This window comes from Thalassospira sp., from assembly GCF_002709775.1.
Classification (GTDB): Bacteria; Pseudomonadota; Alphaproteobacteria; order Rhodospirillales; family Thalassospiraceae; genus Thalassospira.
The window spans coordinates 1-22,814 of the sequence record NZ_PAQR01000059.1; the positions used below are offsets into that span (position 1 = coordinate 1).

17 protein-coding genes are annotated in these 22,814 nt (G+C 56.3%); 11 read left to right on the forward strand and 6 right to left on the reverse strand.

From position 1 onward, the window contains the following. From ppa to CMO10_RS18120, 6 genes are all read left to right on the forward strand, one after another. Positions 1 to 523, forward strand: a 523-nt coding sequence (gene ppa, locus CMO10_RS18095; RefSeq protein ID WP_297024733.1) for an inorganic diphosphatase, incomplete at its 5' end; no start/stop codon positions are given. A 171-nt stretch (positions 524 to 694) separates the two neighbouring features. Then, positions 695 to 1,243: an O-acetyl-ADP-ribose deacetylase gene (locus CMO10_RS18100; protein WP_297024734.1), complete on the forward strand. Its 549-nt coding sequence runs from the start codon at positions 695 to 697 to the stop codon at positions 1,241 to 1,243. A 14-nt stretch (positions 1,244 to 1,257) separates the two neighbouring features. Further along, the gene (locus CMO10_RS18105) at positions 1,258 to 1,800 is read left to right on the forward strand and encodes a L,D-transpeptidase family protein (protein WP_297024735.1); all 543 of its coding nucleotides are present in this window, start codon (positions 1,258 to 1,260) and stop codon (positions 1,798 to 1,800) included. 82 nt (positions 1,801 to 1,882) lie between these two features. Further along, entirely contained in the window at positions 1,883 to 2,857 is a 975-nt protein-coding gene (locus tag CMO10_RS18110; protein ID WP_297024736.1) for a DUF2333 family protein, read from the forward strand. 174 nt (positions 2,858 to 3,031) lie between these two features. Continuing rightward, the gene (locus CMO10_RS18115; RefSeq protein ID WP_044829866.1) at positions 3,032 to 3,601 is read left to right on the forward strand and encodes a NifU family protein; all 570 of its coding nucleotides are present in this window, start codon (positions 3,032 to 3,034) and stop codon (positions 3,599 to 3,601) included. Between the two features lie 267 nt (positions 3,602 to 3,868). Next, positions 3,869 to 4,858: a glucosaminidase domain-containing protein gene (locus CMO10_RS18120; protein WP_297024737.1), complete on the forward strand. Its 990-nt coding sequence runs from the start codon at positions 3,869 to 3,871 to the stop codon at positions 4,856 to 4,858. A gap of 89 nt (positions 4,859 to 4,947) precedes the next feature. On the opposite strand, the gene CMO10_RS18125 is transcribed toward CMO10_RS18120, so the two are convergent. Further along, positions 4,948 to 5,406 carry a hypothetical protein gene (locus tag CMO10_RS18125; RefSeq protein ID WP_297024738.1) on the reverse strand — a complete coding sequence of 153 codons (459 nt, stop codon included), beginning with the start codon at positions 5,404 to 5,406 and terminating at the stop codon, positions 4,948 to 4,950. 286 nt (positions 5,407 to 5,692) lie between these two features. On the opposite strand from CMO10_RS18125, the gene CMO10_RS18130 reads away from it, so the two are divergent. Continuing rightward, complete coding sequence (locus CMO10_RS18130) at positions 5,693 to 6,898, forward strand: APC family permease (protein WP_297024739.1); 1,206 nt, start codon at positions 5,693 to 5,695, stop codon at positions 6,896 to 6,898. Between the two features lie 92 nt (positions 6,899 to 6,990). Here CMO10_RS18130 and CMO10_RS18135 read toward each other — a convergent pair whose 3' ends face one another. After that, positions 6,991 to 9,258 (reverse strand): NADP-dependent malic enzyme, encoded by a 2,268-nt coding sequence (locus tag CMO10_RS18135; RefSeq protein WP_297024740.1) that lies wholly within the window; start codon positions 9,256 to 9,258, stop codon positions 6,991 to 6,993. A 513-nt stretch (positions 9,259 to 9,771) separates the two neighbouring features. Then, positions 9,772 to 10,272: a hypothetical protein gene (locus CMO10_RS18140; RefSeq protein WP_297024741.1), complete on the reverse strand. Its 501-nt coding sequence runs from the start codon at positions 10,270 to 10,272 to the stop codon at positions 9,772 to 9,774. A gap of 174 nt (positions 10,273 to 10,446) precedes the next feature. Between CMO10_RS18140 and mutS the strand changes: the two genes are divergently transcribed. The 4 genes from mutS to trpS all read left to right on the forward strand — a co-directional run bounded on the left by mutS (position 10,447) and on the right by trpS (position 19,368). Further along, positions 10,447 to 13,170, forward strand: coding sequence for a DNA mismatch repair protein MutS (mutS, locus tag CMO10_RS18145; RefSeq protein WP_297024742.1), 2,724 nt, complete (start codon positions 10,447 to 10,449; stop codon positions 13,168 to 13,170). A gap of 188 nt (positions 13,171 to 13,358) precedes the next feature. After that, positions 13,359 to 16,100 carry a [protein-PII] uridylyltransferase gene (locus CMO10_RS18150; protein WP_297024743.1) on the forward strand — a complete coding sequence of 914 codons (2,742 nt, stop codon included), beginning with the start codon at positions 13,359 to 13,361 and terminating at the stop codon, positions 16,098 to 16,100. Positions 16,101 to 16,654: 554 nt separating this feature from the next. After that, entirely contained in the window at positions 16,655 to 18,205 is a 1,551-nt protein-coding gene (gene murJ, locus CMO10_RS18155; RefSeq protein WP_297024744.1) for a murein biosynthesis integral membrane protein MurJ, read from the forward strand. Positions 18,206 to 18,366: 161 nt separating this feature from the next. Next, positions 18,367 to 19,368, forward strand: coding sequence for a tryptophan--tRNA ligase (gene trpS / locus CMO10_RS18160; RefSeq protein ID WP_297024748.1), 1,002 nt, complete (start codon positions 18,367 to 18,369; stop codon positions 19,366 to 19,368). Between the two features lie 84 nt (positions 19,369 to 19,452). On the opposite strand, the gene CMO10_RS18165 is transcribed toward trpS, so the two are convergent. From CMO10_RS18165 to CMO10_RS18175, 3 genes are all read right to left on the reverse strand, one after another. Beyond that, on the reverse strand, positions 19,453 to 20,943 hold the full coding sequence (locus CMO10_RS18165) for a hypothetical protein (RefSeq protein WP_297024745.1): 1,491 nt from the start codon (positions 20,941 to 20,943) through the stop codon (positions 19,453 to 19,455). Between the two features lie 279 nt (positions 20,944 to 21,222). After that, positions 21,223 to 22,383, reverse strand: coding sequence for a GTP cyclohydrolase II (ribA, locus tag CMO10_RS18170; protein ID WP_297024746.1), 1,161 nt, complete (start codon positions 22,381 to 22,383; stop codon positions 21,223 to 21,225). A gap of 243 nt (positions 22,384 to 22,626) precedes the next feature. Continuing rightward, on the reverse strand, positions 22,627 to 22,814 hold a 188-nt coding region (locus tag CMO10_RS18175), incomplete at its 5' end, for a hypothetical protein (RefSeq protein WP_297024747.1).

Here is a 22,814-nt window from a genome sequence, read left to right on the forward strand (position 1 = left end):
GGATCTCAGCAAGATTGCCGTTGGCAAGGATGTTCCGTGGGACGTAAACGTCGTCATCGAAATTCCGCAGGGCGGACCGGTCAAGTACGAAGTGGACAAAGACTCCGGTGCTGTCTTTGTTGACCGTTTCCTGCACACCTCGATGTATTACCCGGTCAATTATGGCTTCATCCCGAACACGCTCGGCGAAGATGGCGACCCGGTTGATGCCATGGTCATGTTCCGTGAGCCGGTCGTTGCCGGTTCTGTCATCCGCGCGCGTCCGATTGGTGTTCTGATCATGGAAGACGAAGCCGGTCAGGACGAAAAACTGATCTGCGTTCCGCATGACAAGATCGACCCGTACTACACCGACATCAAATCCCACGAAGATCTGCCGCAGATCCTGCGCGATCAGATCCAGCACTTCTTCGAGCGTTACAAAGACCTCGAAAAAGGCAAATGGGTTAAGGTCACCGGTTGGGAAGGCGCAGAAAAGGCTGCCAAACTGATCGAAGAAGGTGTGACCCGCCTCGGCAAATAAGCCAGGCATACCGCCGTCTTCGGACGGGCATCGATTTCAAACGCAACGCTCCGTCACATTGGCGGAGCGTTGTTTTTTTGACTTATTGGTCGCGTAACAATACTTTGGTGCAGGGGCGCCACCCTTACAGGGTGGTATTGAGGGAAAAATTCACGTTACAGGATACCGTTCGTGACCCACAAAACCGCGCCTGAGAAAACCCACACCATCAACATCATTCTTGATGACATCACGAGACTTGAGGTCGACGCCATCGTCAATGCCGCGAACGAGGCCCTTCTGCCCGGTGGCGGTGTATGCGGGGCCATTCATCGTGCGGCGGGCCCGGAACTCGAAGCCGCCTGTCGTCCGCTTGCCCCCTGCCCGACGGGAGAAGCCCGGATCACCCCGGGTTTCGGACTAAAGGCGAAATACGTCATTCACACGGTCGGCCCGGTCTGGCACGGCGGCACGCAGGGTGAAGCAGATCTCTTGGCAAGCTGTTATCGCCAATCGATCTTGCTGGCCGTGGAGAACAAACTGGCATCTGTGGCGTTTCCTGCCATATCCACGGGCATATTTGGCTATCCGGAAGACCAGGCTGCCCGAATTGCCGTATCAACCATACGTGAACTGACTGGCGAATTGCCCGAAATGCCACAAATTTACCTTTGTTGTTTTTCAGCTTCGGCATGTAGCCACATTGAATCCGCCTGCCACCACCATGATCAAAACCGATAAGGTCCCAGAATAGAATGCAAAGCGACGCTGTTGCAGCCACCCCGTCCCAAACTGTTGAACTGTCTGCCTCGGCCGACGGGATCTTGCGCGTGGGTGATCACGGATTTCGCTGCGCACTCGGAAAGAACGGCATCACCGATACAGAAACCAAGACCGAAGGCGACGGCAAGTCACCTGCCGGTCGCTGGCAGTTGCGCTATGTGATGTATCGCGCTGATCGCAGACCCTGCCCGCGCACCAAGCTTCCGGTCACCACCATCTCGTTTTCCGATGGCTGGTGTGATGATCCCAAGCACCCTTATTACAACTGCCCGGTCCGCCTGCCCTTTGATGCCAGCCATGAAAAGCTGTATCGCGACGATGACGTCTATAACATCATCGTTGTGCTCGGCCATAATGATGACCCGCCCGTGCCCGGCAAGGGATCGGCGATCTTCATGCATATCGCCAAACCCGATTATAGCGGCACCGAAGGCTGTGTTGCCCTGGCCGAAAAGGATCTGGAAACGCTCCTTGGACTGGCGGGTTATGAGACATTCATCACCATCAATGCGTAAAATCATGGACTTGCCGTTTGAATGGCAACAGCCTAGGTTCTAATGCTGACTGCACGTGCCCGATCAATTCACAGGACAGGCCATGATTGAAGACGATTATCTCTACAAAAAAGGCGGCGTTGCAGGATTTGGGTCCCGACTGAAAGCCATTTTCGGGTCGGGTAAATTCTGGACACGCAGTCTTGCTGTAATCGTTTTGATTGCCGTGATCTATTATCCGGCAGGCATGGCGCTTGTGCATCGCATTGATGACAATCCCGACTTTGTCGGCAATTACAAAGGCGGCAGCCACGCGGTTAATACAGCCGCCGGCCTGATTGATCGCGAGGTCAACCAGAACCGCTGGACGGCCAATGACCCGTTCTTCCTGCCAAGCAGCGCGCTTGATAACATGCCGAACTTCCAGACCGGCATTGTTTACGCCCTGTCGCGCTTTGCCATCGAGCTTTCCGATCAGATCGGCCGTACCCGTGGCTCAAGCCAGGTCGACCCGGATCTTGATGATGCAGCAGGCCTTTTGAAATTCCGCGGCGACAAATGGGTGTTCGATCCCAGTGTCTCGCTTCTGCCCGGTGTCACGTCCGAGCAGCAATACCGTCAGGCCATCAGATCCCTTGAAAGCTATAACGCGCGCCTGATGAATGGTGAGGCCGTGTTTGAACGCCGTGCTGACAACCTGCAGGAAACGCTGAACCGCTTTGCCAATGATCTTGGTTCGGCCTCCGCCCTGATTGACGACAAGGTCGAAAACCCGTCGATCTTTGATCGCACGGCCGATGATGTTTTCTATGCCACCAAGGGCCGGCTTTATGCCTATAGCCTGATCCTGCGTGACCTTGGCACCGATTTCGAACAGATCATCAATGAGCGCCAGATCGCACCGGCCTGGGCTGAAATGATCGGATCCCTACAAGCCGCCGCCGCCCTTGACCCGATGGTGGTCGTCAACGGATCGGCCGATGGCATTGTTTTCCCCAACCATCTGGCAGGGCTTGGCTTCTATCTGCTGCGCGCCCGCACACAGATGCGCGAAATCAGCAGCATCCTGCAACGCTAACGCCGCAGCTGACGTCAATGTGATCACAGTTTGCGGCCGATCGAATACCTGAGTTGCGCGCTGCGACTTGATCTTTTGTGTTTTTTGCCCCATTTAGGGCCTAACAAAATGAAATGCCGACTGTTGAGCGGGCAGCATAAGCCCCGACAGTCAGAGTGAGAGGACAAGCCGACTATGTTCATTCAGACCGAACCGACCCCAAATCCGGCGACACTCAAATTCCTTCCGGGTGAGGAAGTCATGGGCCGCCTTGGCACCGCAAACTTCGTCAAGGGTGACGAAGCCATCAAATCGCCGCTTGCACGCAAGCTGTTTGAAGTTGATGGCATTGCCGGTGTGTTCCTCGGCGGTGATTTCATCACCATCACCAAGGATGACTCCAAGGACTGGCAGACCCTGAAACCGCAGATTCTTGGCGGGATCATGGAACATTACACCTCGGGCCAGCCGGTTCTTGATCAGAACTCCGATGCCGCCACCGGTGCCAGCACCGCTGCCGAAGGCGATGACGAACTGGTCAGCCAGATCAAGGAACTGCTTGATACCCGTGTCCGTCCGGCCGTTGCGCAGGATGGCGGTGATATCGTCTTCCACCGTTTCGAAGACGGCGTGGTTTTCCTTGAAATGCACGGCGCCTGTGCCGGTTGCCCAAGCAGCACCGCGACGCTGAAAATGGGTATCGAAAACATGCTGCGTTATTACGTACCCGAAGTTCAGGCCGTCGAACCGGTCATGGCCGACTAGGTCCGATCAGGTCATCTGATCCGCACCGGGAAATGGCATCAGACCATCCGGTGAACTGACCGCACGCCTTTTTACGAGTCGTTAACAAATAAAGACGCCCGGCGCGAACTTTTGCCCGCGCCGGGCGTTAAAAATTTGCGCCGAACGAAAAGGTTTTCTTGGCGTTTTCAACTCTCGGAGATATTGCCCGTTGCGGTTATGGCCTGCGGCAGGCATAGATAACCTCCACTTGGGATGGACAGTTCGACTGATCCTGGAGATTCAACAATGGCTAGCGTAAAATCAAACAATTACCGGAACACCGCGCTTGCCTCGATTACCGGGGCCGTTTTTTTCCTGTATATTGGTCTTTTCGCCGGAATTGATCTTTCTCCAACTCCGGAAGGTCTACAGACGGAAACCGCCGAAGTCACCCCGGACGCGGCTGTCGTCAAAAAGAAGAAACCGGTCTATCGCCGCGGCCCGGAAGTCATCGCACTCAGCCAGTATTTCAAAAGCATCGGCTATCACCTCAATGAGGTTGGCGAAGTACCGCGCGTCTACATCAAGCGCGTACCCGATGGTCTTGGCGATCTGGCATCGGTTGATGAACGCAAACAGCTTTTCCTGAAAATCATGCTGCCGCTGGCGATGCGCGTGAACGAGGAAATCTCGGCACGCCGTGAACGTCTGATGGCCATTCAGGCCAAGGGCATCTCCGGCACCCCGGTAAGCTCGTCTGACCAGCAATGGGTCAACCAGCTGATGAAGCGTTATCGCGTCACGGATGGTGGCATCAATGCCCTGCTTGAGCGTATCGACGTTATCCCGACCTCGCTCATCCTGGCCCAGTCGGCCGAGGAAAGCGGTTGGGGCACGTCGCGCTTTGTGCGCAAGGGCAACGCCCTGTTTGGGCAGTGGGCCTGGGGTGATGACGAGGGCATCGTGCCCAAGGATCGCGAAGATGGCAAAAACCACGTCATCAAGGCATTTGGCAGCCTGATGGACAGTGTGCGTGCCTATGCGCGTAACATTAACTCGCACCCGGCCTATCAGGAATTGCGCGAACGCCGTGCGTCCCTGCGTGCCGAAGGACAGCTGATCAGCGGCTGGGAACTGGCCGAAACCCTGACCAAATATTCCGAACGCGGCGCAGAATATGTCGACAGCCTGCACGCGATCATGAGCGTGAATGGCCTTAATGAACTTGATGGCCTGACCTTTGCGGTTGGAGAGGTACCCCCACCGCCAAAAGTGCTCGCCGCCCTTGAGGAATAATCCTCAAGCGGCATATCAGGATCGACGTCATGAAAAAAGGGACCCAACCGGGTCCCTTTTCCTTTGCCACTATCAGGCCACGCTACGCGTTACGAACGCCCACGATAAATCCAGCCATTCTCGGATTTGAGCAGGCGAATTTCATCTTCAATCATCCGGCGATCACCGACCTTGTAGGCGCCTTCCTTGAGTGTGAGCATCTTGGTTTTCACAAGATCCAGCGCATCACGCACCGTGCTGCCCACATCATCCATTGATCCGGCCGCCTTGCCCTTTTCGGTCACGTCATCGGCGAAATCCTCGACCGTGCGATCAAACACAAGCTCATAGCGCACCATGACGGTCACTTCATTGTCTTCTTCGGCAATGCTGTTGGTCTTGGTCACGTTTTCAACATGGCCGACCTTGGCATAGGGATCATCGCGGAACCGTTCAATCACGGCGGTGGTGATTTCATCGGCCGTCGGTCCACTGGCCTGTTCATCTTCGCAGGCGGCAAGCAGCGGGAAAAACATGATAACGGCGAAAAACCGGGTCAACTGGCCCATGAGCGATTCCTGTTTTCTAAACGTTTTGTCTGTTCTGCCTGACTTTTGCCGCTGTGATGTGGCGAAAATCGGGTCAGATGTCACATCCTGCCAACAACAACGTCGGTAAGGGGGCATCTCTGCCATCCAGATTACCATTCATCGCCGACAAAACGGCAGGCTGAATTTATTTGCGGCATCCCGCCATGGACCTGATACACAAACGACCCGATATGGTATGGACAGCAAACCTGTTTTCAGTCCTTGAAAATCAGGCTGCTGCGTTCCGAAAGTCCGAGCAAGACACGTGTTATTCGATCTGATCATTGCCATCGCAACCATCGGCGTTGCGTTTGTGCTCTCCATGCGCCGGGTTTCGCGCTCCACCACCTGGCGTGCTGTCGTCACCCCGTTGGCCTCGATCATCGGCAGTGGCTTTTTGCTGCTCGGCCCGGTGCTGAACCTTGGCTATGGCGGCTATGCACCGCTGGTCATGCTGGCCCTGTGTCTGGTGGCCTATATGTACGGGGCTGTGATCCGCACCAATATCGCCGCTGGCGAAGATGCCATCATTAACGGCACCCATGGCAAACTGGCGCGAAATGTCGAAACCCTGTCGTCCTGGGCGCTGGCCTTTGCCTATATCGTCTCGGTCACCTATTACCTCAATCTGCTCGGTGCCTTTTCGCTCAGCCTGACGCCGTTTAACTCCGCCCTTGATGCCAAACTGATGACCTCGGCGGTCTTCGTCATCATTGTGTTTGTCGGCTGGTCACGCGGTTTTCGAAGCCTTGAGCGGCTTGAATATGTTTCGGTCGGCTTGAAACTCGCCATCATTGCCGGTCTTCTGGTCGGGCTGATTGCCCATTTCGGCGAACAGGCCGCCAAGGATCAGCTGATCTTCAATGCCCAGAACATCACCGGCTGGTCGGCGATCACCATGGCTTTTGGTCTTCTGATCACCGTGCAGGGGTTTGAGACATCGCGCTATCTGGGATCAAGCTATGATGCCCAAACGCGCATCCGATCCATGCGCTTGGCCCAGTGGCTTTCGACCCTGATCTATCTGGTTTACATCCTTCTGATTTCCTATGTCTTCGCGCCCGATCAGATGTCGTCATCGGAAACCGGCATCATCGACATGATGGAAATCGTCGCCCCGATCCTGCCCTTCATGCTGGTGGCGGCAGCCATGGCATCGCAATTCAGTGCCGCGATTGCCGATACCAGCGGATCGGGCGGGCTGTTTACCGAACTGTCGCGCAACCGCATTTCCGAACCGCAAGCGTACCTGGCACTTGGTATTGTCGGCATTGCCCTGACATGGGCGGCAGACATTTTCGCGATTGTGAATTACGCGTCGCGCTGCTTTGCCATCTATTACGGCCTGCAGGCCGTCCTTGCTGCCATCATTGCCAAACGGCGCGGCGATGGCTGGCACCGGGTTGGTTTCTTTGCCCTGCTCGCCACCCTTGGCGCGGCAATTGCCATCTTTGGTCAGGCGGTCGAATAACGCGCCGGCCCAAGCCCGATAAAGCCCGAACAGAAAAAAGGCGGAGACTGACTGATCAGCTCCGCCTTTTTTGATGTCTGTTTCAGACTGGCTTAGCCGTGCTCTGCCTCGTGGGCTGCAAGGGCTGCCAGGTTGACCAGATCGTTCACCGTCGCGCCCATCTGGGCGATCTGAGCCGGTTTTTCCATACCGATCATCACCGGACCAACCACCGTGCCACCGCCAAGCTTATCAAGCAGCTTCGATGCTGTGGTTGCGGCGTGAAGTGCCGGCATGACCAGAACGTTGGCCGGGCCCGACAGGCGGCAGAACGGATAAAGCTTCAGAAGCTCGGTATCGAGTGCGACATCAACGGCCATATCGCCATCGAACTCGAAATCGACATTGCTCTTTTCCAGAATGCCGACCGCTTCGCGGATACGGTCTGTATCCTCGCTGTATGGGTTGCCGAATGTCGAGTGCGAAACCATCGCCACACGCGGCTCATGACCCATCTGGCGGGCTTTCTCGGCCGCCTGAATGGCGATCTCGGCCAGTTCTTCGGCATTTGGTACATTGTGAACGCGGGTATCGGCAATAAACACCGTGCGGCCCTTGGCGATCGCAATCGAAAGGCCCATCGGAATTTCGCCCTCTTTGGCGTCAATCACGCTGGCGATATCGGCGAAGCTTCTGTTGAAGTTCCGGGTAAGGCCCGTGATCGGGCCATCGGCATGACCCTTGGCGACCATGACGGATGCAAACACGTTACGCTTTTGGTTCACCATACGCTGGCAATCACGCCACAAATAGCCTTTGCGCTGCAGGCGTTCATACATGAACTCGGCATATTCGCTGTTGTGCTTGGAAAGCGCTGCGTTGTTGATCTCGACACCATCCAGGCTGTCGATGCCAAGTTTCTTGGCACTTTCGGCAATGCGGTCTTCGCGACCGATCAGGATCGGTGTGCCATAGCCCGAGTTGCGATAGGCCACCGCCGCACGGATGACAGTTTCTTCCTCGCCCTCGGCAAAGGCGATGCGTTTCGGATGCGCACGGACATAATCGGAAATCAGCTGCAGATGTGCCGCCGTCGGATCAAGGCGACCACGCAGCTGGTTTTCATATTCTTCCATGTCAATGATCGGACGACGTGCGACACCGCTATCCATCGCGGCCTGCGCAACCGCCTTCGGCACGGCCATGATCAGGCGCGGGTCAAACGGGGCCGGGATGATATATTCCGGACCATATTGCAAACGACGCCCGGAATAGGCCGCGGCCACTTCATCAGGCACGTCTTCACGTGCAAGGGATGCCACCGCATGGGCCGCGGCAATCTTCATTTCTTCGTTGATTGTTGATGCCTGAACATCAAGCGCACCGCGGAAGATATAAGGGAAGCCAAGCACGTTGTTGATCTGGTTCGGATAGTCCGAACGCCCGGTCGCGCAAATCGCGTCATCACGGATGGATGCAACCTCTTCCGGGGAAATTTCCGGATCCGGGTTGGCCATGGCAAAGATGATCGGCTGTTTGGCCATGCTTTTGACCATCTTGGTCGTCACCGCTCCCTTGACCGACAGGCCAAAGAACGCATCCGCACCACTCATCGCATCTTCAAGCGAGCGCGCATCAGTATCGGCTGCATGGGCCGATTTCCACTGGTTCATGCCGTCTTCGCGGCCCTTGTAGATCACACCGCGCGAGTCACACATGATCACGTTGTCATGGGCGACACCCATGCTTTTGACCAGCTCGCAACAGGCAATCGCAGCTGCACCGGCACCATTGATGACAAGCTTGATGTCTTCAAGTTTACGACCCGTCAGGTCACACGCATTGATCAGGCCAGATGCCGCAATGATCGCCGTGCCATGCTGGTCATCATGGAACACCGGAATGTCCATGACTTCACGCAGGCGCTGCTCGATGATGAAGCATTCCGGCGCCTTGATGTCTTCAAGGTTGATCCCGCCAAAAGATGCACCCAGGAAGCGCACGCAATTGACGAACTCGTCAACGTCTTCGGTCGAAACTTCAAGATCAAGACCATCAACATCGGCAAAGCGTTTGAACAGAACCGCCTTGCCTTCCATCACCGGCTTGGAGGCCAGCGCACCAAGATTACCCAGACCCAGCACGGCAGTACCGTTGGAAATGACCGCAACGATGTTGCCCTTGGAGGTATAGTCATAGGCGGTCGCCGGGTTCTTGGCGATTTCAAGACAAGGCACCGCAACACCCGGCGAATACGCCAGCGAAAGGTCGCGCTGAGTGGTCAGCGGTTTGGATGCGGTGATTTCGATTTTGCCGGGGCGGCCGCTGGAATGAAACAGCAGCGCTTCACGGTCACGAACCTTGATTTCTTTATCTGACATTGTGTTTTTTCACTGACGCTTGCGTGGTGAGATGGAAAGCAACCTGTTCGGTCTGTGTTTTTCTTGAGTGTAGTTTATCCTGATCGACAAATTTCCGGTGTGGGACCGTCATGTCGGACCGCCCAATAAATCAGGCTTCTTGCCCCGGGTCAAAGGCGACGTTAACGGCAACCGCAAAATTACGTAGCGTTTTCCGTATGTTGCGTCGCAACATGCCCATCGGATACGGCCTGTTTCACGGGCCACAATTCAACCTTGGGCACCCCAGCGCCATCGGCCATGCCATCCGGACTGGCAAGAAGCCGTGATTTTTCAGGGATATAAACACACGCGCGCAAATGGCCCGGCAGATCGGCGTTTCTATTGCGCCGCGCAAATAAGGCCGGGTTCAAGCCCCGGTTATGAACTTTCCATGATACGAAAAACGGGGGCTGATGCCCCCGTGATCCTGTTGTCATGCTGGTTTTGCGTCAGTGCGATAAGCAGAGTCTGGCTTTCCGCAGGTCGCGCTGCTTATTTCGGCATATGCATGTGAATGTTGGTCGCACCATGCTTTTCAAGGATGGCGCGTGCCTTGCCCTCGGCACCCTCATGGTCCGGATCAATCCGCACCCAAAGGATGACCGAACCGGCATCCACCGCACGGGCGAAATCATCGGTATGCGGGGTGGAGGTCACTTCATCGATAAATTCACGCAGGGCCACCGCACCCACACCGGCCCCGACCGCAATCGCAGCCGCCGCCGTAGCCGCGCCACCAAACAGGGCAATCGCACCGGATGCCACCAGCGGCACTTCATATTTGGTTTCACCAACCAGTGCGGTCAGTACATCCGACCAGGAACGGCCATCCTTGCCAGCCACATCGATGGATTCATGGGAGCTCAGGACCGACAGATCGGTGCGTTCAAACCCGGCATCGCGAAGCGCACGCAGGGCCGCATCGAAACCGTCCTTGGTATCAAACAGTCCGACCAGTTCCGGGGCCTGCGGGATGGTTTGTTCTTCTGCCATTTTGTACGCTCCTTGCTCACTGTTATTCTGTCGCCGAAGCCGGCGTTTGGTTGTTGCTCTGTATCTTTATATATTTCGCAGAAATTCAGGCGTTGCAATGGCATAGATCAAGTTTTATCACCAGCCGAATTTCGCACTCTCGTCTTTGCCTTCAGGGTTTGCTATCAAGTCATCATGAACCAGATCGCTGATAATTCCGATACCACACCGACCGCCCCTTCCTTCTCAAGGGATGGCGCGACGCCGATGATGATGCAGTTCCTTGAAATCAAGGAACAGTATCAGGACTGCCTGCTGTTTTATCGGATGGGCGATTTCTACGAGCTGTTCTTTGACGACGCGGTCAAGGCCGCCGAAGCCCTTGATATTGCCCTGACAAAACGCGGCAAGCATCAGGGTAACGAAATTCCCATGGCCGGTGTTCCCGTCCATAGCCACGAAACCTATCTGCAGCGCCTGATCCGCAAAGGCTTCCGGGTGGCCGTCTGTGAACAGATGGAAGACCCGGCCGAAGCCAAAAAGCGTGGTGCCAAATCCGTGGTCAAACGCGGTGTCGTCCGCCTGATCACGCCGGGTACACTGACCGAAGACAGCCTGCTTGATGCACGGCGCCATAACTATCTGGCCGCCGTTTCCGAAGTGCGTGGCAAGATCGGTCTGGCCTGGCTTGATATGTCGACCGGGGATTTCTTTGTTCAGCCGTCCGACATGGCAGGCCTCGGTGCGGCCCTTGCCCGGCTTGATCCGGGTGAAATCCTGTTTTCGGAAAAGATGCTGAACCGATCCGAAGTGTTCGACATCTATGCCGAATATAAAAACATCATTACCCCGCAGCCGACCGCACGCTTTGATGCCGAAAACGCCCAGCTGCGCCTGAAAAAGCTTTATGAGGTCGAGGCCCTTGATGCCTTTGGCGGCTTTGAAGTGGCCGAGCTGTCGGCTGCCGGTGCGCTGATTGATTATGTCGAGCTGACCCAGAAGGGACAGATGCCCCGCCTCGCCCCACCGACCCGTGTGGCCGAGGGGGCAGCGATGGAAATCGACGCCGCAACGCGTCGGTCACTCGAACTCATCCAGACCCAGTCGGGCGAGCGCAAGGGATCGTTGCTTTCGGTCATTGATCGCACCCGCACCGGGGCTGGCGCGCGTTTGCTGGCTGCCCGCCTATCCGCGCCGCTGACCAATGCCGATGAGGTTAACAAGCGCCTTGATCTGGTGGAATATTTCCATGATCGCGATGGTTTGCGATCTGATCTGCGCGCGGCCCTTGGCGAATGCCCCGATATTGAACGCGCGCTGTCGCGCCTGTCGGTTGGCCGTGGCGGTCCGCGTGATCTGGCAGCAATGCGCGATGGTCTGTCCTGCGCCTTTGCGATTGGCAATCTTCTGAACAAACCCGATGGCGGCAATGACGGCCTGACAGCACAGCCCGAAGCCCTTTCGGATCATTTGACCATGATGGGTCATCACGGCGATCTGATTGATCTGTTGCGCCGCGCAATTGCCGAAAGCCTGCCGCTTCTCGCACGCGATGGCGGCTTTATTGCCGGGGGTTATCACCCCCCGCTTGATGAGCTCCGCATGCTTTCAAGTGAAAGCAAAAAGCTGATCGCCAATCTGCAGGCCCGCTATACAGAGCAGACCGGAATTTCCAATCTCAAGGTCAAGCACAACAACGTTCTGGGCTATTTCATCGAAGTGTCGGCCAAGACCGCCGACAAGATGATGGAGATGGATGAATTCATCCACCGCCAGACCATGGCCAATGCGGTGCGCTTTACCACCGTCGAACTGTCTGAGCTTGAAAGCAAGGTATCCAAGGCCGGTGATCAGGCGCTCGCCCTTGAGCTGGAGCTGTTTGAAGAACTGGTTTCGGCCGTTCTGGCCAAGGCCGATGACATTGCCAAATGTGCCCAGGCGCTTGCCGGACTTGATGTCTCAGCCGCCCTTTCGGAACTGGCGCGCGATCAGGGCTGTATTCGCCCGAACATTGATAACAGCCTTGCCTTTGACATCACGGCGGGTCGTCATCCGGTGGTCGAGGCCGCCTTGCGCGAAAATGGTGATTCACCGTTTGTCGCCAATGACTGCCGCCTTGAAGATGAACAAAGCCTGTGGCTGATCACCGGTCCGAACATGGCCGGTAAATCGACCTTCCTGCGCCAGAATGCCCTGATTGCCGTTCTGGCCCAGATCGGTGCCTTTGTCCCGGCGGCCAAGGCCCATATCGGCGTGATTGACCGGCTGTTTTCGCGCGTTGGCGCGGCCGATGATCTGGCGCGCGGGCGTTCGACCTTCATGGTCGAAATGGTCGAAACCGCCTCGATCCTTAATCAGGCAACTGATCGCTCGCTGGTCATTCTTGATGAAATCGGGCGCGGGACGGCGACCTTTGATGGCCTCTCAATCGCCTGGGCGGTGGTTGAAAACCTCCATGAAATCAACAAGTGCCGTGGCCTGTTTGCCACCCACTATCACGAACTGACGGCCCTTGCGGCCAAGCTCGAACACCTGTCATGCCACACCATGCTGATCAAGGAATGGCAGGGCGAGGTCGTCTTCCTTCATGAAGTCGGGGCTGGCAGCGCGGATCGGTCTTACGGCATTCATGTCGCCCAGCTGGCTGGCCTGCCCAAACCCGTGATCAAGCGCGCTGAACAGGTTCTCAAAACCCTTGAAAAGGGCGAACAGGGCGGTGCGGTATCCAAGCTTGCCGATGACTTGCCGCTATTTGCCGTCGCCATCGAGCAGGCCGCCAAGGAAGAACGCGCAAGCACCCCTTCCCTGTCTGATGATCAAAAGGCGGTTCTCGATGCCGTTTCCGATCTTGATCCCGACAACATGACCCCGCGCGAAGCCCTTGATGCGCTTTATCGTCTTCAGGCGCTAAAGGGCTGATCCCCTGCAAAGCGGCCCGCTTGTCCCCATATCACTCTGGTACCGAATTGATGCCGGAAAGGTTTGATGTGATCTGGACGGGTGCAGAACGGCGAAATTGGCGCTATGGTGCGGCAACTGTTAAGAAAATTGCTATATAAGCCCTGTCGTCAAGAGACCGAACGTCAGGGCCGAGGAAACAGATCAACGTGACCTACAAGATCAAAAAGCAGCGCGAAATCATCGACCGCAAAAAGGTCTTTGCCGAGCTTGAGGCCATCGCAAATGATCCCGAACTCAAAAGCTTCAAACAGCGAACCGCTGTTCTCAACAAGCTGAAATCGGTGCTTGAGGCCGGGCGTGCCGTCATCCGCGCACGCTTTGAAGAAAGCAATTCCGGGCAGGACACGGTTTTCTCCAACAGTTTCCTGATGGACCAGATCGTGCGTCTGATCCACGATTTCGCCACCACTTTTGAATATCCGCTGCACAACCCGACCAATGAACAGCGCATGTCGGTCGTGGCTGTTGGCGGCTATGGCCGTGGCGATATGGCGCCGCATTCGGATGTCGATATCCTGTTTCTGTTTCCCTACAAACAGACCGCCAATGGCGAGCAGGTCGTTGAATTCATTCTTTATATGCTGTGGGATCTCGGGCTTAAGGTCGGCCATGCAACGCGCTCGGTCGAAGATTGCCTGCGCATGGGCAAACAGGACATCACCATTCGCACCAACCTGCTCGAAAGCCGGTTCGTCTGGGGCGATGAGGAAACCTACAAGCTGTTTCGCGCCCGCTTCATGGACGAACTGGTCAAGGGCAGCGGTATCGAGTTCATCGAAAAGAAACTCGGCGAGCGTGATGAACGCCATACCCGCATGGGCGATTCGCGCTATGTCGTCGAGCCCAACGTCAAGGACGGCAAGGGCGGGCTTCGCGATCTCCACACCCTGTTCTGGATTGGCAAATACCTTTATCGCGTCAATTCACCGATGGAGCTCGTTGATCTCAAGGTCCTGACGCGCAAGGAAGCACTCGGCTTCCTCAAGGCACAGAACTTCCTGTGGGCAGTGCGGTGCTGGTTGCATTATCTCTCGGACCGCGAAGAAGACCGCCTGACCTTTGACATGCAGCGCGAAATCGCAAACCGCCTTGGCTATACCGATCATGCCGGCGCATCCGGCGTTGAGCGCTTCATGAAGCACTATTACCTGATGGTGAAGCATGTCGGCAGCCTGACCCGCATCTTCTGTGCCGCCCTTGAAGAAAGCCATCAGCGTCGCCCGCTGATCCGCTTCCCGGGCAAGCTGTTTGGCACCAAGGAAATTGACGGGTTTGAACTGCGCAATGAACGCCTGACGGTCGAAAGTCTTGATGTTTTCAAAAACGACCCGATCAAGATTTTGCGCCTGTTTCTGGTCGCCCATCAGAACCGGGTCGGCATTCACCCGGAAACGCTTCGCTGGATCACGCAAAGCCTGAAATACGTTGATCACAAGCTGCAAAACGATCCAGACGCCAACGAGGTCTTCCTTGAAATCCTCACCCAGCGCGACAGTCCGGATGTCACACTGCGCAAGATGAACGAGGCCGGCGTTCTGGGCCGTTTCATCCCCGATTTCGGTCGTGTCGTCGCCCAGATGCAGTATGACATGTACCACACCTATACCGTGGACGAGCATACCATCCGCGCGATCGGCATCCTCAATCAGATCGAAACCGGCGAACTGGCCGAAGATGCCCCCGTCGCCACCCGCATCATGGGTCAGGTGATTTCACGTCGTGTGCTCTATGTCGCGGTCCTTCTGCATGACATTGCCAAGGGACGTGGCGGCGATCATTCGGAACTCGGTGCCGAAGTTGCCGAAAAGCTGTGTCCGCGTCTGGGCCTGTCGCCGGCCGATACCGAAACCGTTGCCTGGCTGGTCAAAGCCCATCTGTGGATGAGCCTGACCGCGTTCAAGCGTGATCTTAATGATCCCAGCACCATTCGTTCCTTTGCCGATCTGGTGCAATCACAGGAACGCTTGCGTCTGTTGCTGTGTCTGACGGTTGCCGATATCCGGGCGGTCGGCCCGAACATCTGGAACGGCTGGAAGGCCACCCTTCTGCGCGAACTGTATTACGCCACCGATGACATGCTGTCAGGCGGTCTTAATGCCGATAGCCGCGATTCGCGGGTTGCCAATGCACAGGCTGCCCTTCGCGAAGCACTCAAGGATTGGCCGGAACAGGATATCGAGGACTTTATCGAACGCGGCTATCCGTCCTATTGGCTGAGTTTCGATACCGACATCCACGTCCATCACGCCCATCTGACCCATGAGGCCCGCAAATCCGGGGCCGACATCACGGTTGATGTGCGCATTGATACCGACATTGATGCCACCGAAATCACCGTGCATTGCACTGACCATCCCGGCCTGTTTTCCCAGATTGCCGGGGCCATGGCGCTGTGCGGGGCCAACGTTGTCGATGCAAAGATCCTGACGCTTGCGGACGGTATGGCACTCGATACCTTCTTTATCCAGGATACCAATGGCGAGGCGTTTAACGACACCGCCAAGCTCGAACGCCTGCGCGAAACCCTGGAAAAGGTCATATCCGGGCAAATTCGCCCAAGTCAGGAAATCCAGCGTCGCCAGACCAAGGACAACAAGCACCGCACCGCGGTCTTCAAGGTCGAACCGAACGTCATCATCGATAACAAGGCCAGCCGCACCCATACGGTGATTGAAATCACCGCGCGTGACCGTCAGGGCCTGCTTTATGACATCACGCGTGCGCTTCGCGATCTATCCATGCAGATCGCCTCGGCCCGGATTTCCACCTTTGGCGAGCGCGCGGTTGACGTGTTTTACGTGAAGGACGTGTTCGGGCTCAAGATCGACAGCCGAACCAAGTTCGTGCAGGTCAAGGAAACCCTGACCCAGGCGATTCGCAACGACTAGGGTCGAATCCCAAATTCAAACAAGCCGGATCGATCCAATACCCATGCGCTACCATCGGTAACACCACGGTATGGATCAGATCCGGCTGTTCCCGGCCGTTATGGCCGGTACAGTGCTCGTATTTGCTCATATTCTTTTTTGGAAATTGTGACGGACGAGGAAGGGTAAAACCAAACACGGCAGCGCGACCTGTTATTCACGGTGCCGAAATCCTCGGAGTGCAGCAGGTTGAGGTGGATCCCTTAATTCCCCGCCCGTCCAATATGAGGCTCGCGTCCCAACGAACCCTCAGCGAGTCAGAATATGGGGCCATCGCAACTGTTTTTCTGTGACGGTTGTCACAGGGCCCCCAAAAAAATCATCTTTTTCAATCAAGTTCATAAAAATGCGATATATCCCGCCACTTCTGGCGGCGAAAATTACGACTATTTTCACCTTCGGCTGTCAGATTTCTGTCCATCAAGCTTGAAAATACCGCAATCGCACGTCATCACCGCCAGATTGATCCACCGGTTTGACGTCGAATCGCGAGCTAAATACGGAACGCTTAACGAATGTCGCTTGTCCGCTCTATTGCCACGGTGAGTGGTTTTACCCTGCTGTCCCGTTTGCTGGGATTCTGCCGCGATATTCTGATTGCCGGGATGCTCGGTGCGGGCGGCATGGCCGATGCGTTCTTTGTCGCGTTCAAGTTTCCCAACCTGTTTCGTCGCCTGTTTGGCGAAGGCGCGTTTTCCGCGGCCTTCATTCCGCTTCTGGCGGGCGACATTGAAAAACGCGGTCTGGATGTCGCGCGCGAATTTGCGGCGCGCGCCATGTCGATGCTGGTTCTGATCACCGGTTTTCTGGTGGCGATCATTGAAATCCTGATGCCCTGGGCGATGTATGTCTTTGCGCCGGGCTTTGCCGAAAACCCTGAAAAGTTCGCACTCGCCGTCGAACTGTCGCGCATCACATTTCCCTATCTGGCATTTATTTCCGCCGTCGCTCTGATGTCTGGTGTGCTTAACACCCTGCACCGCTATGCCGCCGCGGCCGCCGCCCCGATCATTCTTAATATCTGTCTGATTGCCGCTTTGCTCGGCTTGACGCCAGTGACCGAAACACCCGCCCACGCGCTTGCATGGGGGGTGGCGATTGCCGGTATCGCGCAATTCATTGCCCTGGTGATTGCCTGCAAACGGGCTGGTTTTGCCATAAAGTGGCAGCTGCCGCGCGTTGATGACCGGATCAAGCTTCTGGGCAAACGCATGATCCCGGGCATGATTGGCGCGGGCGTTTATCAGATCAATCTTCTGATCGACACCATGCTGGCCTCCCTCGTATCCGATGGTGCGGTTTCCTGGCTTTATTATGCCGACCGTGTGCAGCAACTCCCGCTTGGGGTCATTGGCATTGCCATTGGTACGGCCCTGTTGCCAACGCTTTCGCGCCAGTTGCAGGGCGATGATGCCAAAACCGCGATGTATAGCCAGAATCGCGGCATTGAAATCGCCCTTCTGCTTACCCTTCCAGCCGCCGTTGCCCTTGGGGTCATGGGGCTTCCGGTGATCAACGTTCTGTTCGAACGCGGGGCCTTTGGCGCGGAGGAAACCCTTATGACCGGCATGGCACTGACGGTCTTTGCCTTTGGCCTGCCGGCCTCGGTTCTGGTCAAGGTGTTGGCACCGGGCTTCTTTGCGCGCGAAGACACCAAAACACCGATCCGGATCGGCATTTCCTGCATGGTGCTCAACATCATTCTGATTGTCGTTTTGATGCCGTGGTTCGGGCATCTTGGTATTGCGGCGGCGACCTCTGTTTCGGTCTGGGTCAATGCGATGTCGCTGGGCATTATCTTGCACCGGCGCGGCGATCTGACATTTGATGCCCGCCTGACCCGGCGCGTGCCACGCATTCTTCTGGCCTCCGCCCTGATGGGATCGGCCCTTTGGTTTGCCATTGATGCTTTCTGGCAAAATGATGCGCTTTCGATCACGCGGATCATCACCATGGCGATCTGTGTCGGTGGTGGCATGGCGGTTTATGCCATCAGTGCCCAACTGCTTGGTGCGACCAGCTTTTCCGAGCTCAAAAGTACTTTAAAACGCGGAAAACCCGCCTGATTACAATTAATCGACCGGTTTCCTGACAAGCAGCTTGACCTTACCCGGCCACGGGGCTTAACTCGCGCGCGAAACTTGCATGCTCGTCCGCCGGCGGGTGTCCAAAACCTGGCGGAGTATGCAGGTCCCGTTACTCAAAATATGAAATGGACGACGACGTTATGGAACGTGTGTTTTCGGGCGCTCAGCCCACCGGTAACCTTCCCCTTGGCAACTATCTTGGCGCGATCCGCAACTGGGTCGAACTGCAGAAGAAATATGAATGCATCTTCTGCGTGGTCGACATGCATGCCATCACGGTCTGGCAAGACCCCAAGGAACTGCGTTCCAACATTCGCGAACTGGCGGCCAGCATGATTGCTTCGGGCATTGATCCGGAAAATCAGGTGCTGTTTAACCAAAGCCAGGTTTCCGCCCATGCCGAACTGGCCTGGATCTTTAACTGTGTCGCGCGCATCGGCTGGATGAACCGCATGACCCAGTTCAAGGAAAAGGCGGGCAAGCATCGCGAAAACGCGTCGCTCGGTCTTTACGCTTATCCGAGCCTGATGGCGGCCGACATTCTGGCTTATAAGGCGACCCATGTGCCGGTCGGCGAAGACCAGAAGCAGCATCTTGAACTCGCCCGTGATATCGCGTTGAAATTCAACACCGATTACGGCGTCGAAGGCTTCTTCCCGCAGCCAGAACCGCTGATCCTTGGTCCGGCAACCCGTGTGATGTCGCTGCGTGACGGTTCGAAAAAGATGTCGAAATCCGATGCGTCGGACATGGCGCGCATCAACATGACCGATGATGCCGACACGCTGGCCAAAAAGATCCGCAAGGCAAAGACCGATCCGGAACCACTGCCAAGTGAGGCCGCCGGTCTTGAAGGCCGCCCGGAAGCCAAGAACCTGATCACCATCTATGCTGCGCTCACCAACAGCACGGTTGCAGATGTTCTGGCCGAACATGGCGGTACGCAGTTCTCTGGCTTCAAACAGGCCCTTACCGACGTCGTTGTCGAAAACTTGGCACCGATTACCGAGGAAATGGCACGTCTGAATGCCGATCCGGCCTATATCGATTCTGTTCTGGCAAAAGGTGCGGAACGCGCCAATGTCATTGCCCAGCCGATCCTCAAAGAGGTCAAGGAAATCGTCGGCTTCCTCAACAGCTGATCACGCCAAGCAAATCTGAATAACAAAAAGCCCGCCGGTTCAAACCAGGCGGGCTTTTTTGTTTTGATACCGAAACAGGCCTTGTCAGATCGAATTTCCGGGCTGTGCCGGGTTCTGCTGCATCGCCTGATATTTCTTGAGGCCATCCATCATTGTCTGGCTGAACCATGCCCCGACCGGCGCATCACCATTCATGTTATTGGATGCCTGCTGCAAAAGCGGATGATTGGCTGGATCGTCAGCCGCTGGCGCACTGGCCGGTGTGGCTGAGCCGCCCTGATCTGCATTGGCCACATCATATCCGTCATAGGTATTGGCCGGGCCACTATCAGCAACCGCGTTGTTGCTGGCAACGGCGTCAGCCGCCATGGTCTGGGCCTTTTCGCGGCCAAGGGCAGCATTAAACCGTGCTGCCATTTCAGCCGCCGAAAGCGGCGCGCCATCGGCGCCTGTGGTCTGGACTTCAGTCGCCTTGCGCGCGGCGGCTTCGGCTTTCACAGCGTTTATCTTGGCATATTTGGCTTCATGGGCTGCCATTTCGGCTGAAATGGCGAATGTGTTGTTCTGTCGGCTGACCCGGCCACTGCTTGCGGCACGCGCCCAGACAGTATTCGCTTCACCGGTGCTAGTAACCGGGCGACGAACCGGCTCATTTGCCGTGGAGCTTGATGCCACCGTTTTGCTGAATGTCGAAACCGGATTTGCCGTGCCTGCCGATGCCATGGCGACCATCAGCTCTGCAGGATCGGATGTTTGGGCGGTAGCGGCAGATGCCATTTCGGCTGCAGGCTGCGCTGACGGTTGGGATGCGGCAACTGCCGGATTGGCTTGATTATTCGCGGCCGGATTGGCCGGAGTCGGGCTGGCTTCCGCAACTTGCGTCACCTGCATGCCTTGCGCCCACGGCACATTCAGGTCTGAAGCCTGAATACCAACACTGCCCGCACTATTGGCAGAAGCCAGCATGGCCTGATCAACCGGTGTGGTCGGGGCTGATTGCACGATGGTTGCCTGTTCGGCAGCACTGGCGGGTTGGGCCTGATACCCGCTCATCCAGGGCAGAACCAGATCACCCTGATAGGCACCGTTTTGCACCACATTGGCTTGCTGGTTTTGGCTGGCATCGGTCGCATCAGCCACCGCCGTGCCATCATCAATACCACTGCCGCCAAAGCTGTCTTCGACAAAGGCCATGACGTGGCTGCCGGTATCATCACCGGTAACCGCATCGACCACGGCATCGATTGCTGCCCCGGCAAGGCCAAACACCCCGCCAAACAGGCCACCGCCCGCAACGCGCGCGCCATTGCCGATCTCATCGCCGGTGAGAGAGCGATAAATCATGCCCACACCGGGAATATGCTGCAGGGGATTGATCACATCGAGGATATCGGTGAATTCAAAACCGTCCTCGCCAAACATGTATTGCGAAAATGTCCGGCCTTCGCCGTTACCCGACAGCGCATCAGCCGCATTCGACTGGGCAAACTTGTTGTCTGCTGCCCCGCCTGCGCCCCCTGTGCCACCGGTTATGCTACCGGGCGAAATTTGCCGCCAATTTTCACCAATCGACATGTCTGTCCTCCTCTTGCCTGATAATTTGCAAAAGGAGTGCCAGTTTTAGCATTCACTAAAACATTGAAATAATGCGATTTTCTTGGAAAGGCCTTCCGCCAGATCTGCCCGTCGGAATCTTCTGCCGGGTAGCATCGGCACGGTTAAATCAGGCAGAGCTTGAACTGTGTGGGATGTGGCGAAAATGACGGGTTCGGCGAGCACGGGTGCGCAGCGTACTTACGGTACGTGAGCGCCCTGCGCAGAAGAAACCGTTATTTGCAGGCCATCCCACGCAGTTTAGAACAGGTGGCCAGCCCGCTCTTTCTTGGTCTGCAGATAAAATTCATTATGACCATTGGACGGGAATTTGTGCGGCACACGTTCGGACACCGTCACACCCCAGCTTTCAAGCCCGGTGAGCTTTTCCGGATTGTTGGTTAGCAAGCGCACGCTTTCAAAGCCCAACTGACGCAGCATTTCAGCCGCCGGGCGATAAACACGCTCATCGGCGTCAAAGCCAAGTTCCTCGTTGGCATCAAGGGTATCAAACCCGCGATCCTGAAGCGCATAGGCGCGCAGCTTGTTAACAAGTCCGATACCACGCCCTTCCTGACGCAGATAAAGCACAATGCCACCCTGCCCGCTTTTGGCGATTTCCGAAATCGCACCACGCAGCTGCGGACCGCAGTCACAGCGCAGCGACCCGATCAGATCACCGGTAAAGCATTCCGAATGCAGGCGGATCAGAACCGGTTTGTCCTTGGCCGGTTCATCAATCACGATGGCCAGATGTTCCTGCCCGCCATCTTCCGGGCGAAACGCAATGACGGTGACATTTTCAGCATCTTCAAGCGGTACGCGCGCTTCGCTGACCTGGCGCAAGGATGCGGCCGAAGCATTTTCATAGCCATTGATGCTTTCAGACTGCAACACCAGCAAGTTCTGCGACCGGGCAAGGGTTTCAAGCTGATCGGCACTGACCGGGACGGTCACAACCGCGGGCAACAACCGCGCAAGCTTTGCCAGACGGATGGCGGCATGCTCGGCCATGCTGATTTGGCGCCAGTCCCCATCGGGAAGCGCATCAAGATCAAGCAACGGATTGGCAATTTCCCCCAGACGATCGGCGTCAACACCGGATGGCGTGGCAGAGACAAAAGCCACAAACGGATCATCCTTGGCGGCCTGACCCAGCGATTTGGCCCGCACGCGCGGAAGGACGATTGCCGGCGCGGTCTTCTCGTTTCCGGTGATGTCGCAAAGACGTTCCAGACCATGTTGGGAAAGCGGCTCGGCGGCAATCACGGCAACGCTGTGCGCCTCGCCATTGTCGTGACCCTGGACCAGAACGATCTCGCCACGGCGCAAATCTGCCACAGCGCGGGAAACCGTCACCAGATCGGTCGCCGGGATCATATTGCTGTCATTTTGGGCCGTCACGGCGGAGCTTTGGGTCATCGGCATCTTGTCTTTGTGATCACAACATCGCGATCTGGTGGCTATGGGGCTGGATAAAGACCCGGTTTAATTCATATAAGCGCATCAGGCGGCGCAATTGGTGATGCGCAAAATCGCAGGAAGACGCGCATCTTTCAAGATTTTACGACATCACGTTTTAGACAAATCGCCCCTACTACCTAATCCGGGTTGGTCAGGAGTTAAAGGACCAATGCGAAAACAGTTTGTTCTTGAAAATACAACTTAAGATGCTGATCCTGTGGTCAGGTTTAACAATGCATACTGCATATATGGCGGGCCGGACCCGAAAGCGCCACTAAAACAACCCGGTAAAATCAACATCAGGCGCAGACCCCGGATATGCCGGCGGATCTGACAAGCAGCAAGGGATGGTGAATGTCGACAGGTAAACAGGTTCTGGTGGTTGAGGA

Coding starts and splice junctions, on each gene's coding strand:
- murJ (WP_297024744.1), top strand. CDS start 16,655: ATGTCGCTTGTCCGCTCTATTGCCACGGTGAGTGGTTTTACCCTGCTG.
- CMO10_RS18110 (WP_297024736.1), top strand. CDS start 1,883: ATGATTGAAGACGATTATCTCTACAAAAAAGGCGGCGTTGCAGGATTT.
- CMO10_RS18115 (WP_044829866.1), top strand. CDS start 3,032: ATGTTCATTCAGACCGAACCGACCCCAAATCCGGCGACACTCAAATTC.
- trpS (WP_297024748.1), top strand. CDS start 18,367: ATGGAACGTGTGTTTTCGGGCGCTCAGCCCACCGGTAACCTTCCCCTT.
- CMO10_RS18120 (WP_297024737.1), top strand. CDS start 3,869: ATGGCTAGCGTAAAATCAAACAATTACCGGAACACCGCGCTTGCCTCG.
- CMO10_RS18135 (WP_297024740.1), bottom strand. CDS start 9,258: ATGTCAGATAAAGAAATCAAGGTTCGTGACCGTGAAGCGCTGCTGTTT.
- mutS (WP_297024742.1), top strand. CDS start 10,447: ATGAACCAGATCGCTGATAATTCCGATACCACACCGACCGCCCCTTCC.
- CMO10_RS18105 (WP_297024735.1), top strand. CDS start 1,258: ATGCAAAGCGACGCTGTTGCAGCCACCCCGTCCCAAACTGTTGAACTG.
- CMO10_RS18140 (WP_297024741.1), bottom strand. CDS start 10,272: ATGGCAGAAGAACAAACCATCCCGCAGGCCCCGGAACTGGTCGGACTG.
- CMO10_RS18165 (WP_297024745.1), bottom strand. CDS start 20,943: ATGTCGATTGGTGAAAATTGGCGGCAAATTTCGCCCGGTAGCATAACC.
- CMO10_RS18125 (WP_297024738.1), bottom strand. CDS start 5,406: ATGGGCCAGTTGACCCGGTTTTTCGCCGTTATCATGTTTTTCCCGCTG.
- ribA (WP_297024746.1), bottom strand. CDS start 22,383: ATGACCCAAAGCTCCGCCGTGACGGCCCAAAATGACAGCAATATGATC.